The organism is bacterium, from assembly GCA_024224155.1.
Classification (GTDB): domain Bacteria; phylum Acidobacteriota; class Thermoanaerobaculia; order Multivoradales; family JAHEKO01; genus CALZIK01.
In genome coordinates, this window is record JAAENP010000422.1 from 1 (window position 1) to 18,285 (window position 18,285).

Genomic DNA, 18,285 nt, shown 5'->3' on the forward strand with positions numbered 1-18,285 from the left:
AAGACGACCCGCTCGCCCTTCTCGGCGCTCAAGGTCAGCTTGCTGGCGGCGACCTCGAGCTGGTCGGCGAGCTGCTGCACGTTGTCGCGCTGCTTGGAGTTCTTCTTGCCCAAGAGCAGGGTCTTGAGCTTGCCGTCGATCGCGGTCACCACGTCGGGCTGCATGAAGATGCCCTGGACGGTCGGAACGCCGGCCTTCTTGACGAGCAGGTTGGTTTCGTCCGTCGAGGGGGCGTAGACCATGACCTGGAAGGTCTCGCCGAAGCGGTTGTCCAGGAGCTTGTTGCCCGCGTCGATGACGCCGTAGTAGTGGGCGTTATTGTCCTTGTCTTCGCACACCGCACGGATCGTCAGGCGCGCTGTCCTGCCGGTGGGCAAGACCAGCTCGGTCAGGTCGTCGATGTCATCCGGTAGGTTGAGATCGTTGACCAGATCGACCTCGTCGCCGGTGTGGAGCACCTTGACGTCGCGATACTCGATGGGGACGTTAAGCACCGCCTCGTAGTCGTCGTCGCCGTTGATCGCGGGGAAGGCCCGGGTCGTGGTGTAGAGGTGAACGTAGTCCTCCTTGCCGGAGACGCTGTCGAGCTTGTCGAGCTTGAGCGAGGCGATCTCGACGGTGATCTCGAGGCGATCAATGTCGGGATCGGCGATGCCCAGGCCGACCCGGTGCTCGGCGTTGACGCTGTGGTCGTTCTCATCGACCTGAATGGCGAGATTCGCCTGATCGATGAGGCGCTGTACCGGATCGGCGTACTTTCCGGCAAAAACGACCGCCGGATATCCGAGCTTGGGGCGCTGGAAGCTGAGCTGGGCGATAGCGGTGAGGTCGTCGGTGTTGACCAGGACGCTTCCGTCGGCGTCCATCTGCTGGATGCGCGGCTGGTTGGGTGAGATGAAGCGCTTGAACCGGTGGCTGGTGGTGTCTGAAGCCGTTTCGTTGAACGGTTTCCGCTCGACGGTCGGGCCGCCGCCGCTCATGTCGAGCATCCGGACCCTGAACTCGTAGTTGTTCCCGTAGCGCAGCTCGGTGTCGATCTCTGCGGCCCGGTAGAGCTGGTTGAGCTGGTTTGCGGCGGGCCCGGTCACTCCGGTGCCGGTGTCGTGTAGCGGGTCGAGCAGGTCCTCTTCGAGAGTGGCGTTGGTGGTCTGGTAGATGGCGGCCGCATCGGGGTCGGGCAGGACCATGCTGTGGCCGTTCCAGTTGGCGAAGTACATCGGCAGCCAGTAGTTCTTGTCCTTGTGTCCGTCGACCTGCATGGGGTAGACCTGGAAGGGCAGCTCGCCGTCATACTCCCCGAGCTGGATCGGGTCGCCGGGAGTGTCCGGGTTGGTGAGAATCAGCGGCTGCCGGCTCTCGACGCGGTTCAACGACTCCCAGGGTTTCTCGGGCTCGGCGGTCTCGCGCACATCGATCGCATAGCCGAAGACCCCCGGCGGAGCATCGATCCGGCCATCCATGTCGCCCTGGGGGTTGAGCTCCATCTGGCGGATGTACCGCAAGGTGATCTCTTCGTCGTCCCAGCCCGTCTCGACGCCGGTGTCCTTGACCGGGTAGTTGCCGTCGGCGGTCTCCACCAGCCGGTCGCGGTTCTGGGGCTGGCGGGAATGGACGATCTTGGCGAAGCCGTCGTCGTACTCGCCGGCTTCGACGTACAGCTCGCTGTAATCGCCGGCCGGCTGAGCAACGTCGCTCTCCTGGGCCTTGTGGAGGACGGGGAAGAGCACCGACGCGAAGACCTGGCGTTTCTCTCCGGGCACGAGCTTGGGGATGCGGGCCGCGTATCGCCTGACGAAGGCCGGTAGCTGAGTCGTCGCCGTGTGGTAATCGCTGTCCTGGGCGAGATCGACATAGAGCCATCCGCCTTTGGGAAAGTGTGTGGCTTCGACCTCGAATCGGGAGTGATAGACGAGCCCCGCCTGCTCAGCCAGAAAGGGCTGGCGCATCAGGTAGGCGAAGACTTTTCCCCAGCTGACGGCATTGGTGCTGCGCTCGAAGCCGGGCACGAACTGGGCTTCCTTGATGGCGCAGTGGTAGCTCTGGTCGGTGACCAGGTTCCTGTGGCGCGGCCGCGTGAAGTGAAAGGCCTTGCGATAGCTCCGCGGCAGGTACTTCTTGACCGTCAGCTCCGTCACCCGGGCGTCGGAGGGCTTGAGCTTCTTGTTCTGGGCGAGTTGCTGGAGGGCAAGGTTCGAGTTCTCGGTCAATTCGGCGATCTCGAGCTCCGGAACGGCCGCAAGCGCTTCGAAGATAGCCCGCGGATCGGCCGGCGCCAGGACCTCCAAGGGAGTCTTGACCGATGGGAAGTTGTGGGGGTGGTCGATCAGGCTGTCGAAGATGCTCGCGGTAAAGGAGAGCTGCGCGTCCGCGAAGGCCGGCACCGGGTCGGTGATGCTCGGGTGGCCGACGATGGCGTCGGCCAGCGGATTCTGGTCGCGGGGCATGAAGACAATATTGAGGCTCAGTACTTCGCCGTCGAAGAACTGCGGGAAGGTCAGGATGGAGAATCTTTGATCGTCGTTCATCGCGGGTTCCTCAGGCGATCTGTCGCTGCTCGCTCCAGGAGGTTTCGAAGCTGATGTTGATGACCAGGAAGATGCTGATGTCGAGCCCAAAGGTGACCTGGCACGCGAGGTCGGCACGAGACTTGTTGCCCGGCAGCGCCTTCCTGGAAACCGTGCCCTTGGCCTCGATGCGGATGGTGATGCCGATCAGGCCGCCCAGAATCTCCGCGTGTCCCTCGAAGAGCATGAAGGCGGTGACCTCGACGATGCCGCTGGCGGCGAAGATCTCGACACCCACGACGAACAGGACGCTGACGTTGCCGGCGACCGGCAAGCCGACGACAACCTGGGCGCCGAAACCGAACTTCATGCGCAGGGACGGGCCGATCTTGGTGTCGGCGGCGATGTCGAGATTGACCTGGCCGATGGCGTAGATGGTGGCCGCCGACAGCGAGACGCACATCACCGACAGCCGGCCGTAGAAGCCCAGAAGGCCGCCGGCGCTCGGCAGAAGCTCATTGGCGTCGTTGGTGACCTTGAGCGCGGCGTTGAAGTAGGCGCCCAGCTTGAGGCCCGCTTCCAGCTTGAACGGCGCATTGGGATCGTTGTAGAGGGCACCGGGGGGAAAACGCAGCACCGGGATTTCCTTGGAGGCCTCGAACTTGTACTCCCAGGTACCGGCCTTGTTGCTCATGGCGAGCTTGAGGCCATTGCCTACGGCGCCGGCGTAGTCTCCCTGCTGGATTTTCTGCAGGATCTCGAGAATCTCGATGACCGGCTTGAGCTCGTCCGCCCACACCAGATCCGGTTGCGGATAGGCGGCTTCCGAGCCCTTCTTCGAGTCCCAGTTGCCGCGAATGGTCACCAGGCGCTTGATGCCGGCCAGATCCAATACCAGACCGATCTTGCTCATCTGGCTCTTCCAGGTTTCCGCTGGATTCTGAGCCATAGATTTGATGTCGAAATCGAGTTTTCCCGGAGTCGTTCCCTGCTTGTACTCGATGTAGATCCGGAACTTGCCGTCGCCGAGATCGATCAGGTTGAATTCGTCGGGGAGCTCGAACGGGGTCGTCTTCCTGAGGAGATCGAAGCCCTGCTCGGCGGCGTTCTCGAACGCACCGGTGATGTCCATCAGCTTGTAGACGGTCTGGCCGACGTCCTGGAGGCTTCCCGGATCGAACTCGTTGCCCTTGTCGAGCAGCGAGATGGCGTCGCCGAAGTCGTTCTCGGCGTCGCCGACGTTGGGAAAGACGGCCTTGGAGTTGACGATCCGGAAGGCGTCGACAAAGAGCGGCGGGGTCTTGCTGAGGAGCTTCTTGACCCCTTTTTCGAAGGACGGCGTCAGGAACAGGGCCTTCTGGGTGTCGGTGCTCTGCAGAAAGCCGTAGTTGAGCGTGTCGTCGGCGGGCGAGCGCAGCAGTTCGGCAGGATTGGCGATCCGCAGCAGGACACTCGCGGGGGAGGGATTCACTGGCAGCCCGGGATCGTTCTGGGGCAGCTTGCCCTCGCGGACGACGGGAACGCTCAGATTGGCGGGGACCGGACTGACCTCGCCGGTGTCGCGCTCGTGCTTCACCATCGACCACGAGCCGTCCTTGGGCAGCAGCACGCTGCCGCGGCCCGCTGCGGCGAAGACGATGCCGCCGGTGGAGGAGACCGAGTTGTTGAAGTCGAATCGGCTGAGGCGCATCTTCTGGCTCGTTTCGGCCAGATCGATCTCACAGTCGATGGGGCCGCCGATCGAGCCAAGCTGGACGATGACGATGTTCTTCAGCGTCTCCGCGTTGATTGGGATGCCCCTGGGCTTCACCTGGACGTAGCCGACAATCTTCTTCGATGGCACGACGTCCTTGTCATTGCCGTCGATCTTCTTGGTGGTGAACCCGGTTACCGTATTCTCGATCTCGACGTCAGCGTCGAAATAGACGGGTTGCAGCTCGTACTCCAGGGTCGTGGCCTGATCCTTGTACACACCCTCGTCGTCGACGAACCCGTCGGCGGCCATGTTCCCCTTCGCGAGGGCAATCTCCTCGGTCTCGATAATGTTCTGGACGTTGTAGAGGCCCGTGATGATCCCCGGATGGATCTCGAACGGCGAGTCTTCTCGCTCGGAATCCTGGTCCGGATCGCGAGTGACCCAGTAGCTGAAGTCGAACTCGCCGTTGCTTTCCGCCCGCCATCCCGAGTCGGTGCGGTAGACGTAGGCACTCCCCTCCTTGTAGATGGTGATCGTGCGCACGACCTGGATCCCCCAGGGATAGATCATGCTTTTGACCTGAATGACCTCATGGGCACAGCGACCCACAAAGATGTCGAAGCTCGTCTGGCTGGTCTCGGCGAAGGCGGCCTTCGGGTTCAGCCAGTTGCTGAAACAGCTGGCTCCGTAGCCGCTGAGGTCGATGCGCGTCAGAGGGACGCCGCGTCCGCGGATCAGCTGGGGCGGATCGCCCAAGAACTCCTCGTTGAAGATGATCGTGACGGTCCGCCCCAGGGTGCTGGTACCGGTACTTTGGCCGGCGAGATTCCGCACGTTGTTGAGCTGAACCGTGCTGCCCTTGAACAGGTCGCTCTGGCCCTGAATCAGAGCCTCGCCGGCGTTGAGCTGTAGCTGTAGCCCGCCCTTGATGTCTCCGTCGAAATCCTCGGCGTTGAGCAGAAGGTCGGTGCCCCTGCGCGTGCTCGTGGTGCCCTTTTCTTCGTCGACGTAGGTGTACTGATCCTGCAGCACCGCGAGCGCCTTCAGGCCGAAGGGGAGGGTCAGGAACGCATAGGCCGCAAAAGTGTCCGGGTGCTCATCGAAGCCACCGATGAGGTAGTCGGCTAGGGGCAGCGGTGCCAGCGCGACCGTGTTCTCGCTGACGTTGAGGATCTGCATCGGCCCGCCGTCGTTGGGGTAGTAGTTGGGCCCCTTCGGCGGGTCGCCCGTGACAAATGCCTGGCTCAGGTTGCGGACCGGCTCCCAGGAGATCTGAGGAACCGTGAAGGCCTTGACGTTGTATCCCTGGCTGACGACGTCGACGCCTTCGACCTGGATGGGGAAGGGAGAGCCGGTCGTGGCCACCGGGACATGGGTCGTCCTGCCGTGGGTGCGCAGGCCACGGAAGTCGAAGCTGACGCCGAAGAGGTCGGCCTTGGTGCTGACGTCGAGCAGAGCAAAGATGTTCCGGCGATAGACCAGCGTCGCCTTGTCCCAGATGTCTTCATAGTCCGGCAGTGGCGGGTATTCATCCCCTGTAAAGACCGCCTCGAGCCGGGTGCTCGTGGCTCGAAGCGAACCCTGATCCTCGGCCCCGGCGCTCGCAACACCGCGGTTGTGCATCGCGATGGCGTTGCTGATCTCGCTGTTGAGGCGGAGGAGTGGGACGGCGTCGGCGCCATCCGGCGGAGCGGCCTCGCTCGAGACCGCGTTCGCGGAGCCGCCCGCCGCAGGACCCGAGTCCTCGGAGGCGTCCTCGTCACCGTCTTCCAGCGAGATGCCCGCGAACTGGTTGATCAGTGGCGCGAAATGGAAGGAGACCTCGACATCGTCGCCGGCGTCTTCGTCGGCACCCGCCTGCCACCGGACGCGGCAGACCAGCCAGGCTGTGATCCCTGCTCCGGCCAGGAAGCCCGCGCCGACGGCAGTGCTCGGCACGTCCTTGCGCCCGCGGATCTGCCGGCGCAAGACCCCGAGATTGGCCGCATAGGGGTCGGGCAGGGTCGGGAGATAGGCGTAGAGACCGAAGGTCAGGAACAGAAAGGCGTTCTCGACCTTGCTGAAATCGTCGGTCAAGGAGCCGAAGAGCAGGCAGCCATTGGCCTGCGTCACTTTGAAGAGAGCGTTCGTCAATGCCAGGGACATTGGCTCGGGAATCACAGGGTCCTGGTTGTTGAGCAGGGCGGCGTCTTGAATCAGGTTGTCGTCGAAGAGATAGATCAGGTTCCCGCCCGGCGTGACCGCCAGCACCAGAAGAGAGTGCAGGGAGCGCACGGCCGGCGGCTCGCCACTGACCTCGACCGGCCGGTCGATCTGGAAGTCGGCGTTGGCGAAGGTCATCAGCAGCTCGATGCCGTTGGCGCCGCTGGCGTAGAAAAATAGCGCCGGCAGGGGGAAGGCGAGCACGACAGTCGTACCGAACTGGTTGAGATCGTCCTGCCACAGCTCGAGCGTCTGCTGGGCGTGGGGATTGCCGCCAGTCAGGTCGGCCAGGAAGATCAGCCCGGGGCTGACCAGAAAGACCGGATTCGCTAGCTGGAGTCCACCCCCCTCGAGCCCCTGCCAGGCGTCCGCCAGACCCGCCTTGGTCTGAACCAGCATGGCCCCGGTCCCCGAGGCCTCGGTGGGCTGGCTGACGTCGATGGTGGCGACCGAGAGCGCCCACGCGCTTCTGATGATCTCCGCCCGGCCGCTCAGGGCGTGGGCCTGAGATCGGCACTCGCGGACCTCGAGGGCTTCCGCCGACGCGGCGAACGGAAAGACCACTCGCTGGAGCAACGGATCGTAGGTAGTCTGGGCATCGGACTTCCAGGCGAAGCCGAGCTCCTGCTCATAGAGCTCCCACCTGGCGTCGCCGACCTCATCGATCGTGCGGCCGTGCCCTGAAAAGTGGAACGAGAGCTTGTCCGGAAGCTCGAGCTTCAGGTGTCGGGCGTCCGCGCCGTGGGGCACCTCGTCGTTGGCGTCTTTGACCTCGGCCTGGTCGAGGTCGAGGTCAACGGTAATCGTCGTATTGGCTGCCACCGTCAGCTTGCCGTTCTCCTCCACTGCCGTTGCATTCACGCCGACCCGGCCGCCGTCGATGGCCAGTCCGACGTAGGTGCCGGTCGGAGCGTTAGGGGCAAGAAAGCGGGCGTTGATCCAGATACTCCCCTTGGCCAGCGAGTAGACCTTTGAATACCGGACCGGTTTGGCGGCCCTGCCGGTGCTGGGACGACCCCTTCGCAACTTGAACAAGAGCACAGGCTCGGTCACGCCCTGGATGTAGAGCGCCACGAGCTTTACGATCGGGTAGAAATCAAACCAGAATTGACGTCCATCCTTGTGGGCGAAGGGTCCGATCGAGCGGCTCGCCCTGGCGCCGGCGGCCCACGGTGGGACCGAGCCATGAAGCAAGGGCTCACGCAGGGGAACCTCCCTGACGAACATGCGGTACTGCGGCTTTTCGGTGCCGTCAGCGATCCTGTCGGCCAGGTGGTCCAGGGCCTCGAATCGCTGCTTTGGAATGGTCTCGTCGAAGAAGAGATCGGCCTTGCCGATCGAGAAGTCACTCTGGATCACGGCGCTCCGGTCCTCGGGGAGGTCCGCCTCGGCCATGGCCCTGGTGAGCGAGTCGAAAGCGCGTTGCTGCTCTTCTGACTCGATGACGAGGTGTCCAGCCAGCTGACGCAGGGTCTTCTGGAGGCGTCGTTTTCTCATGAGAAGCCGCCTTACTTCTATCGTTGAGAACAAACCTTACGGGAGGCGCCATCACGAGAGGCGACACCAAATTCGTGATTGGCGACGGGAGGTCGGAACTCTTGACGGCCGCACTTACGGCCGCGGCGTCACAGTGCGATCGCGTGCTTTCGGTAGCGGCGCGGCGTTACCCCGGTGCATCTCTTGAAGGACCGTTCGAAGGTCCGCAGGCTGTGGAAGCCGGCCTGAGAAGCGACGATCGAGATCGGGTGATTGCGACTTCTCAGCAGGGCCATGGCCCGACTCACCCGCACCAGCGTCAGCCAGTCTCGGAATCGGACGCCGGTCTTCTCCCGGAAGAAGGTGGAAAAGTACTTCTCCTCGAGCGCCGCGACCTCGGCGACCGCCTTGCGCGAGATGTCTTCGGCGTAGTGCGCTTGAACGAACCGCTCCACCCGCTTCAACCGATTGAAGTAGGAAAACGCGTTGCGGTTGATGCTAGCCGGGTCGATCGCGCCCATGTCGAGAGTCGTGACGCCACGGACATGGGAAAGCGCCGGTCCATCGCGGAGCCGGGCTCGCGCCACCCATCCGTAGCCGCCGAACCGCTGAAATTCTCTACCGTAAGGGATGATAGCCCAGCCCGGTGAGCTGTCAAGACGAAGAAACCCTCTCTGCGGAAGCAAGTCGTTTCCTCAGGCGGATTCTGCGTGGTCCGTGAAGGAGGACCTGATTCGCGGTAGATACGGCAGAGATATGGTGGCAGCCTACTTGCCTGTCTTAAGGAGGATCAGCGGGCAAAGCTGGAGCTGCATCTCTTGTCACCGATCGCCAAGCGCCTCCATCAAGCGCACGACTTCTTCCGTCCAGAGCTGCTCGAGCTCCGCGGCAAAGCCGGTCTGCCGGTAACGGATTGTGCCCGATGTGTCGATGATCCAGTTGTCCGGAATGCGGAAGCCGCCTTCTCGTTCCTCGATGAAGTCTGTGGCGAGAAGGGTTGGAAAGGTGTAGTCCATCCGCTCCAAGAACGGCGCGACGAGGCCTGGATTTCGGTCTACGTTGAGCGTAAGCACCATCAGGTCGTCCCGCTCGCGGAATTGCTCGAACAGTCGATCGATGATCGGCAGCTCCGCGTGACACGGTCCGCACCAGGTTGCCCACACGTTGACCAAGGTCACCTTGCCCTCGAGATCCGACAATCGCCAGGTCTTGCCGTCGATGGCCGCGAGCTCGAGGTCGACGAGCTCCTCTTCGACCTCTTTCCACGGCACGACGTCGCCGGATTCGATCACCGGAGCCTCACCGGCGCCGGCTTCGACCATTCCCTGCCAGCTCTCCGGCGAGCCGCCCGTGGCCTGCCAGATGTCTCGAGCGCGCCTCTCCAGGTCCGACCGCTCGAGCACCTCCCCCATCCAGCCGCCACCGACGACCTCAGGGGCCTGTTCCGGCAGAAATGACGCTGCTCGCAGGTAGAAACCCAGCGCATCGAGCGGCCGATTCAAGGCCTCGCTCCGCTCCCCTCGAAGACGCCACCACCGAGCGGAAAGCTGCGCGGGCAAGAACTTGTCGTCTCCGCTCTGAGCCGCAAGGACGGCCAGGAGGGGCTCGATCGCGTCCAGGGATTCGGCCGCGGCCTCGAGTCGCCCCAGGCGAATCTGCGCAACGGCCATGGTGAGCCCAAGGTCGCTCTCCTCGGCCGTTCGGAACCGCTTCACCTCGTCGTCTTCCTCGGGTGAACGCCGGGAGTGCTGTGCGTTCTCCGCTCGGAGGGCCTTCTCCCGCTCGAGAAGATTCGCCGCCCGCTCCAGGTCGAGGCCTCTCGAGAGGAGTAGCACCGCCGCCTGGTAGTAGGGCGAGCGCCCCATGCGCGCGCGCGTCGTGTTCCTCTCCCAGATGCCGAGAACGCGATCGATCTCCTCGAGCACCTGCTCGTTCTCGAGACTCTCGAGCTTCTGGACGGCGCCGAACCGGCTCAGGTGAAGCATGAGATCGTCCGGGCAGTCCTTGATCCAGTCGTCGCTTGCCGAGAAGAGACTCCGATGGTCGGCCTCGGAGGACTGAGGACCCGGCCGTCCATGGGACTCCTCAAACCGATCCATGCGCGCCCGGACCGCCTCGTGACTGCAAGGCGTGGCTTCGAGAATGCCGGCCTCCGCGCGTCTACGCCCTTCGGCGTCTCCCACGAGCTCGTAGCCCTCTTTCAGCGACTGCCACCAGTTGTGATCATCTCTTCGCTCGAGTGCCTCCAAATGCCGAAGATCTTCGGCAATGCGAATCCGCAGTGCCGGATGCTCGGCCGGCGGCAAGGAGCGAAACTCCGCAGTCCACAGGAGACTCAGGGCCGGTGCACGCCTTGCCTCCGACTCCGCCGCGACGCGCTCGCGCAGCTCTTGCAGCCGCTCACGCCAGAAGGCCGCGTCTCCCAGCCCGCGCACGAACTGAAGCGCGATCATCGTCCGCGAGGGACACAGGCGCATGAACTCGACGAGGTGCCCCAGGCGCGTCTGTTCCTCGGCCTCTTCGTTTTCTCCGCGCGACGACCCCGAGGCCAGGTTGATGTGGCCCCACGGGAACTCGGGTTCGAGCTCGATGGATCGTTCGTAGAACCGGGCCTTCTCCTTGTAGGCCGAGACCCTTCCGGCGAGATAGTGCGCTGCCGGGTCCGAGGGTCTCTTCTCGAGACGCTCTTCGTACCGAGCGAGAAGATGCTCTCGGAGCGGCTCGTCGCGACTCCAACGCGCGGCATCCTGATAGGCCCGATGCGCGAAGAGGTCGTCCGGATGAGTTTCGAGAAGGGCCTCCGCCTCGGCGATTTTCGCCGTCCAACATTCAGGCGAGGTACACGGGCTCGTCCAGGGTTCGAACGTCTCGATCGTCTCTCTCAGGTTCGGCGGGGGGAAGCAGTAGGGGCTCTCCGGCGAGTCGCCTGCCAGAGAGGGAGTCCCCTGCGCGGCCAGGGCAAAGAGCAACACGATCAGAGCGAACGGTCTCACTTCTGGATTCTCTTGCTTCTATCTCATCTACGTCCGGTGGACACGGTCCGTCCAGCCAGCGGTCGATTACCTCGACCCCCTTGCCTCGGACCCCTATTCCGCGAGCACGGCGTCGGCCTCGATCTCGATCAGCATCTGGGGATCGATCAGGGCTCTGACCTCGACCATCGTGGTAGCCGGCGGATGGCGCGCGAAGGCCTCGCCGTGCGCGCGTCCGATTTCCTCCCAGCGCGAGATATCGGTTACGAACATCCGCGTCCTGACAACGTTTGAGAAGTCGGCGCCTAGCTCGTTCAGCGCTCCCGCGATGATCTCGAGGCAGCGCTTCGTCTGCGCGTAGGCGTCGCCCGGAGCGACGACCACGCCATCCTTCACGGGCGCGGTGCCGGTGACGAAGATGCGGTCCTCCGACCGCAAAGCCCGGCAGTAACCGACCCGCGCTTCCCAGGGAGCGCCACTGAACACTCGTTGAAAGCTCATGAGCCGATCCTACACGTGCCCCGCAGAAGGAGGTGTCCCCCTTTTGCCGTGCAAAGGTAGGGGCTCATCTGGAGGCCCTCTGCGGCAAGCATCGGTAGGGCCACCAACCCACAGTTTGCAGCAGCCAATAGAGTTCTTTTGAATCGGTTCATTCTTTTCACCTCAGTGCCAGTGGCGGCGATGCCTGGCCGTACCCGTCGTAGCCCCAGCAGATCGCGGTGCCGGAGGCCGTCAAACCGCAACTGTGCCGAGCGCCAGCGGCGACCTGGACCCAGGTCTCGCCCCTTGGGAGATTCGGCCCCGGATGCTGGCCTTGTCACCCGCTCACCTCGTGCTCGCGCCGGCTGCGGGTCGCGATCGGTTGTTGACACTGGCCAGCGAACAGCCGTAGTTTCCTCGGATTCGAGCTCGCGCCTGAAAACTGGCAGTGTCCCTAGTCCGCGTCACGAACCCAGAACCCGTTTAAGCTCAGCGAGACATGCCTTTCGAAGCTGTCCTCGTCCTCGCCATCCTCGTCGGAGCCGTCGCTCTTTTCATCTCGGAGAGATTTCCGATCGACTTCGTGGCGCTGCTCGTCCTGGGCGTCTTGCTCTTGTTTGGATTGGTCACGCCCCAGGAGGGGATCTCCGGCTTCAGCAACCCCGCGACAGTAACGGTCGCGGCGATGTTCATCCTGAGCGCGGGCCTGCAGAAGACCGGGGCCACGGCCGTCGTGGGCCAGCTCATGGTCCGCTTCGGCAAGAGCTACTTCACGGCGCTAGTGGTGATCATGGGGACCATCACCGTGATGTCGGCTTTCGTCAACAACACGGCGGCGGTCGCCGTCTTCATCCCGCTGGTCATGGTGGTTGCGAACCGGCGCAAGATCGCCGCCTCGAGGCTTCTGATTCCGCTTTCCTACGCCTCCCAGTTCGGCGGCGTCTGCACTCTGATCGGCACCTCGACCAACCTGCTGGTCAGCTCGATCTCGGACGAAGCCGGATACGGGAGCTTCAGCATGTTCGAGTTCAGCCGGATGGGACTCATTCTGTTCGCCACCGGCGTACTCTTCTTCCTGCTCTTCGGCCGCTGGCTGCTTCCCGAGCGCAAGGCCCAGGAGCTCGCCGTCACCTACCAGCTGGGCGAGTACATCACCGAGCTGCGGGTGGCCGACAACTCTCCGCTGGTCGGGAGATCGGTGCTCGAGAGCCGGCTGGGACAGGACCACGACGTTACGGTCCTGCGCCTCCTGCACGTGACCAAGGCGGTCTGGGCGCCGCTCCGGCAGCCGGTCATGGGAGGGGATGTGCTGCTCGTCCGCGGCAGGGTCGAAGAGCTCATACGCTTGCGCGATTCGGCGAAACTCGAGCTCAACGTCGAGTTCAAGCTGCGTGACGCGAAGCTCCAGACCGAAGACCTCAGGCTGGTGCAGGCCCTGGTCGCACCGGGCTCGGATCTGATCGAGAACACCCTCAAGGATCTCGACTTCCGCAACCGCTACAAGGCCCTGGTGCTGGCGATCCAGCGGCGCGGCGAGCCGATTCGGGACAAACTCAACTCGGTCCGGCTCCGCCTGGGAGACGCACTCCTGATCCAGGCGCACGAGTCCCAGATCCGCGAGCTCAGAAACGACAAGAATTTCATCGTCCTCGACGAGGTTCCGGGCGTGTCGCTGCGTCACAAGGCTCCCCTGGTCCTCGGCATTCTGGCCGGCGTGGTCGGGCTTGCGGCCTTGGGCGTACTGCCGATCCTGGTCACGGCCATCCTGGGTTGCCTGGCGCTGGTCCTGACTCGCTGCCTGCGGCTCGAGGAGGCCTATCACGCCATCAATTGGCAGGTCATCTTTCTGCTCGGTGGAATCCTCCCACTCGGCATCGCCATGCAGAAAACCGGCGCGGCCGGCTTCATCGCCGAGCGCGCGGTGGGCATGGTCGGCGACTTCGGGCCGGTCGCGGTGCTCGCGGTCGTCTATCTGATGACCTCGGTGATGACCGACACGATGAGCAACAACGCGGCGGCGGTCCTGCTCGCCCCGATCGCCATCTCGACGGCCGAGCAGATCGGGGTCGACCCGCGTCCCTTCCTGATGGCGATCACTTTCGCCGCCTCAACAGGCTTCTCGACGCCGGTCGGCTACCAGACCAATACAATGATCTACAACGCCGGCGGCTATAAATACACGGACTTCCTGCGCACCGGGGTGCCGCTCAGTATCCTGTTCTGGATCATGTCCGTGATCTTCATTCCGCGGATCTGGAGCTTTTGAGCGACGAGCGCTTCAAAGCCGGCGCCTGATACCGCGCTGCGGCGCCGAACGCTACTTCCGAGCTGCTCGCAATCCTGAGGAGCTGGCTCGCGCACCTTCGAGAAGTCGAGTTCGGTGCCGGGCCAGACTAGGTGCCAGGTGTAGGCCCTGCGGCGATTCGCGGCCGTGGCCCGGACCTGACCGCTGGCGAGATTGCGGTGTCTCCGACCGAACGTCGCGATCCACAGCAGGAAGGCAAGAAATGGAGGCTCATCCATGGTCGGCATCTTGAAACGCACATCGAGTCCTCGGAGCACTCGATCTTCACTTGCTCTGCTCCTCACCTTGTCGGCGTTGCTGGTGGTAGGCACCATCGAGGCCAACGCGGCCTCCGGCGCTCGGGAGGCGCCGCACATTACGCTTCTCGGAGATCAACGCGGGATCGGCCCTGCCGAGGTTTGCGGCACCTCCCATCCAGAAACGCCTGAGCATAGCCTGCGGCAGCTCAGGGCCGACCCGGGTCTGAACCCCGGCGACCCGATCTACTTCGACATCGAGCCGGCCACGATTCCGCTCGGACGCAAGGTTCCGATCCGCGTCCGCAATCTGATGATCCTCGGCGACTACCCCCAGATCGAGTTCTCGCTGCTCCCGGACGGACCCGAGCGGCTTTTCGACCGCCTTGAAACGCGCACGATCGACGGGGATCTGGTCAGCGTCTACGACGTCACTTTCCCTCGGGGCGATCTGTACGCGGGTCGGAGAGCGATCCCGATCCGCTTCGACCATATCGGCCGGGTTGCGCCGGAGACAACGCGCTACCTGCGCTTGCGCTCCTCGACGATTCCGCGGACTCCCGTCGTCCGGATCAACGACCGGGTGCAGTACTCGAGCCATGTGGTCAACATCGTAGTGCCCCATGACGGGCTCTCGGTTTTCTCTCTTCCCGGCGAAGAGATCGCCGCCGAGTTCTACCGCCACTTCACCGACACCTACGAAGAGCTCGCTTTTGTTCCCGAGCGCTTCTACTGGAGCCCTAGGTTCGGCGCCCGCCACCAGTTCGTTTACCAGGACATCGAGGGTATCGGCCTCGCGACCATGAACGATCGGCCTCGCTACGCCAACTCCAGCGTGCTGCACGATTGGATCTTCTACATCCGTGGCGATCTGCAATCGAACTTCCTCTCGGTCCACGAGACCGGGCACAACTGGGGCTGGTTCATGTCCCTGTTCGACGCCGCCGGCGTCCAGATCGAGGGCTCCACCGAGTGCGCCGGCCTTGAATACGACGGAACCTCGGTGCACGCGCCGCTGGCGGGAGATGAGCACACCTTCCTGAGCCAATGCATCTACTCGCCGCTCTATGTCGCCAAGCGGAACGACGTCCTCACTCTCGCCGAGGCCCCGACGCCGCTCTCCCTTCACCCGCTGACGCTCTACGCCATGGGCTTCCTGGAGGCCGACGACGTGCCACGGATGTATCTCGGAGCCAAACAGGGAGCTCCGCGAAGCACCGCCCCGGGGACGCGTCTCGACGAGGACTGGACCGAGGTCACCATCGAAGACATCCAGCGCGTCTACGGCGAGCGCCGTGGGCCGGTGGTGCCGGCCGTCTGGCGCCGGGCGATGATCGTCGTGTCGCCCGAGCGCCTCTTGAGTAAGACCGACCTGCGCTGGTTCAATTTCTACGCGAAACGGATCTCAGACCCCGACGTCACCGGGGTCGAGAGTCTCGCCGGTATCCCGTCGCTCGAGATTGCCACCCTAGGGATGATGGACGTGCAGACCGAGATTCGGCCACGAAGCCATCCCCGGGTGGATGGCGACTTCACGGTCTCCTACCCCGAGTTGGGCAAGCGAGACATCCTGGGTTTGAAGCTCAAACGGCCGCTCGGTAGCCGCTATGAGGTGGGCCGAAGCTATGTCCTCAAAGGCAAGGTCAAAAAGCCCGGGCCGCACGAGACGATCAGCGTGGTGATCGGCACCAAGATCTTCACCGCCGAGATCGGGGCCAAGAAGAAGTTCTCGGTCAAGATCGAGCTCGAGCCGCGGGACCGCGGTCGTCACTGGATGACCATCGGGCTCGGAAATCTCGACACCGTGCTGGGGCGAATCGCCCCGATCTATGTGGAGTAGCGGCTCGCGGGTGGCACTCGAGGAAAGAGGTGCCACCCGTAGAAACCGTCAGAAGTTGCCTTCTACTGCACCACCAGTGCACCAAAGAAAGACTGATTCTCGAGCAGTCTGGATAGCGCTTCAGCGCAGCCTTGCCGCGATCCCGCTCAACGTCTTGCCCAGCGCGGCCCGCCGTATTTGTGCGATCGAGTCGCCGGTCGCGTCCGTTTCGAGCGCCGCCGCCAGCGATTCCAGTCCGGTGGCCAGATCTGCGTCACGCGCGCCGTCCTCGAGCCGCGCCGCCGAGCGGTCGAGCGCTCGGGCCAGGTCGACCGCGAGCGACTCTGACAACTCCTCGCTCCGCTCGAGCTGGTCCAGGTACGCCTGGGCCACGACCGGCTCGACCGGCCAGTCGACGCGGAACTGCTGCTGCGGGTTGAACACGCCGCCTCCATCGGCCACGGCCGCCGCGGCGATCTCGTGCTCGGACAGGTATTCACTGGGCACGAGCGCCAGCACGTCCAATCCGCGCGCGATCTCGGTGCCGTAGATCCGGCCGTCATACCAGTAGGTCGACCAGTAGCCGCCGAGAACCAGGTCCTCGGCGTCGATGGGCCCGCGGTCGAAATAGGCGATCTCGACCGGGTTGGCCGAGTCGGTAAAGTCGACCACCGAGAGGCCGCCCTGGTACCAGGCCTGGACGAAGATGTCGCGCCCGGGCACAGGCACGACGGAGCCATTGTGCGCCACGCAGTTTTCCTCCTCCAACTGCGGTGCCGGCAGCTTGTAGTAGGAGCGGAACTCGAGCTTGACCCCGGTCTCAGTTGGGACGATGTCGTAGATCGCGTCCGCGCCCCAGTCGAGAGGGTCGTAGGCGCGGCAGCGCGGCCGGCTGCCGCCACCCCACTCGTCGGTGAAGATGACCTTGGTGCCGTCGTTGTTGAACGTCGCCGAGTGCCAGTAGGCAAAGCCCTTGTCGACGACCGCGTCGATGCGCTTGGGTTTCAGCGGATCGGAGATGTCGAACAGGATGCCGTTGCCCGAGCACGCACCGGCGGCGATCCCACGCTCGGGGAACACGGTGATGTCGTGGCACTGATCGGTCCGCTTGGTCTTCTGCGTGTCGTCGCCGTGGTCGCCGCCTTTCCACAGCCCGGCCAGCACGCCCAGCTCGAGATCGGCAAACACGGCCGGGCTGTCGACAATGCGGGCCTTCGACGGATCGTCGACCGGGATCTCGATGACGTCGATGCGGAACAGCGCCGTGCGGTCATCGCCGGGAGACTCGTCGATGCAGCCTTCGAGCTCCTCCTCCTCACGCACGGAGCTGGTGCCCGAGTTGTAGACGACGATCTTGCCGTCTTCGCCCGGCCCTGAGACGACCGAGTGCGTATGCGAGCCGCGGCAGGTCTGGACCGCGCCCACCTGCCCGGCCGGGTGAGATCGCTGATGTCGATGATACGAAGCCCTCGGAATCGCTCGGCGCTGACGTCTTCATTCACGCCCTCGAGGCCGCAATCGAGCCGCCCACGGGTCTGCTCGACCGACATGATCAGCAGGTCACCGACGATCGAGACATCGCCCTGGCCGCCCGGGCAGACCACCGAGCTCAAGAGTTGCGGCGGCCCGTCGCCGGCCAGCCGGTAGACGTTGAAGCCGTGGTAGTTGCCGGCCACCATCACGTCACCGGCAAAGGCCATGTCGGTGTTGGCGAATGAGAGCAGCGGCGAGCGAGCGTCGGAGTCGTCGTCCTCCTCCTCGTCTTCCTTTTGGGGCTCCTCGGGAGCAGGGTCGGCATCGGCCTCGGGCGCTTCCTCCACGGTGGTGTCCTTCTTCAACCGCTTCGGCGGCAGCCCCGCCGGGTTCTGCGGGTCGAAGAACCCGGCCGGTTTGGGTAGCGAGGCCACGAGCTCGAGGTTCAGCAAAGCCTGGCCGGCGTTATCGAACCCGGCGGCCAACGCCGCCCGCGGGTCGTCGGACAGACTGACCAGGAGTGCGTTCATGCGCTCGATCTCGGCGTTCTGGTCGTTGGTGACGTCCGTGGTGAACTCGAACAGCACCGGGTCGTAGGCCGAGCCCGGCAGCTCGAGCAGCTCCTCGACCATGGTCACCGCGCCCTCGTGGTGGGGGATCATCAATTCCAGGAACAGGCGGTCGAAGGCCGTGCCTTTCAACGTAGCGAGCTCGGCCATCTGCTCCGGCGTCGCCATTCCGGCCATCTGGTGGCTGGTGTGCATCGCGTGGTGCGCGGTCGGATCGGGCACGGGCTCGCCGCGCTCGCGCAGCCACTGCTGCATGAACGCGATCTCGTCCCCCTGCGAGGCGTTGATGCGCCCGGCGACGTCGATCAGCTCGGGCCGGTTCGTCCGCTCGGCCACCAGCTCGGCCATCTCGATCGCCTGGTGATGGTGCGGGACCATGTCCTGCATGAACAGCGCGTCGGCCGGCGAGTAGCTGGTCTCGGCAATCTCGATCGCCTCCTCGGCGCTGAGCTCGCGCGCCGGCTCGCCCCCCGCACCCGGACGGACGACGGGCACCTGCGCCACGCCCGCGGGCCCCATCGCCAGCACCATCACGCCCAGGCAGGCCTACCGC

7 protein-coding genes and 2 pseudogenes are annotated in these 18,285 nt (G+C 64.2%); 2 read left to right on the forward strand and 7 right to left on the reverse strand.

The features are described 5' to 3' along the window. From GY769_20895 to GY769_20920, 6 genes and pseudogenes are all read right to left on the reverse strand, one after another. Positions 1–2,525: hypothetical protein (locus GY769_20895; protein MCP4204377.1), on the reverse strand; the 2,525-nt coding region annotated here is incomplete at its 3' end. Positions 2,526–2,535: 10 nt separating this feature from the next. Then, on the reverse strand, positions 2,536–7,899 hold the full coding sequence (locus tag GY769_20900) for a hypothetical protein (GenBank protein MCP4204378.1): 5,364 nt from the start codon (positions 7,897–7,899) through the stop codon (positions 2,536–2,538). A gap of 128 nt (positions 7,900–8,027) precedes the next feature. Beyond that, entirely contained in the window at positions 8,028–8,465 is a 438-nt protein-coding gene (locus tag GY769_20905) for a helix-turn-helix transcriptional regulator (GenBank protein MCP4204379.1), read from the reverse strand. 234 nt (positions 8,466–8,699) lie between these two features. Continuing rightward, a complete protein-coding gene (locus tag GY769_20910) occupies positions 8,700–10,871 on the reverse strand; it encodes a TlpA family protein disulfide reductase (GenBank protein ID MCP4204380.1) in 2,172 nt (723 codons plus the stop codon). 93 nt (positions 10,872–10,964) lie between these two features. After that, positions 10,965–11,351, reverse strand: coding sequence for a RidA family protein (locus tag GY769_20915; GenBank protein ID MCP4204381.1), 387 nt, complete (start codon positions 11,349–11,351; stop codon positions 10,965–10,967). A gap of 157 nt (positions 11,352–11,508) precedes the next feature. Further along, positions 11,509–11,625 (reverse strand): annotated as a pseudogene (locus GY769_20920) (hypothetical protein). Between the two features lie 204 nt (positions 11,626–11,829). Here GY769_20920 and GY769_20925 point away from each other — a divergent pair. Next, positions 11,830–13,596 carry an SLC13 family permease gene (locus tag GY769_20925; protein ID MCP4204382.1) on the forward strand — a complete coding sequence of 589 codons (1,767 nt, stop codon included), beginning with the start codon at positions 11,830–11,832 and terminating at the stop codon, positions 13,594–13,596. Between the two features lie 339 nt (positions 13,597–13,935). After that, a complete protein-coding gene (locus tag GY769_20930; protein MCP4204383.1) occupies positions 13,936–15,711 on the forward strand; it encodes a hypothetical protein in 1,776 nt (591 codons plus the stop codon). A 120-nt stretch (positions 15,712–15,831) separates the two neighbouring features. On the opposite strand, the pseudogene GY769_20935 reads toward GY769_20930, so the two are convergent. Further along, positions 15,832–18,263: pseudogene (locus GY769_20935) on the reverse strand (DUF305 domain-containing protein). Positions 18,264–18,285 lie beyond the last annotated feature (22 nt).

What these genes read in the sequence shown, in the direction of transcription:
- GY769_20900 (MCP4204378.1), bottom strand. Translation starts at nt 7,899, where the DNA reads ATGAGAAAACGACGCCTCCAGAAGACCCTGCGTCAGCTGGCTGGACAC.
- GY769_20925 (MCP4204382.1), top strand. Translation starts at nt 11,830, where the DNA reads ATGCCTTTCGAAGCTGTCCTCGTCCTCGCCATCCTCGTCGGAGCCGTC.
- GY769_20915 (MCP4204381.1), bottom strand. Translation starts at nt 11,351, where the DNA reads ATGAGCTTTCAACGAGTGTTCAGTGGCGCTCCCTGGGAAGCGCGGGTC.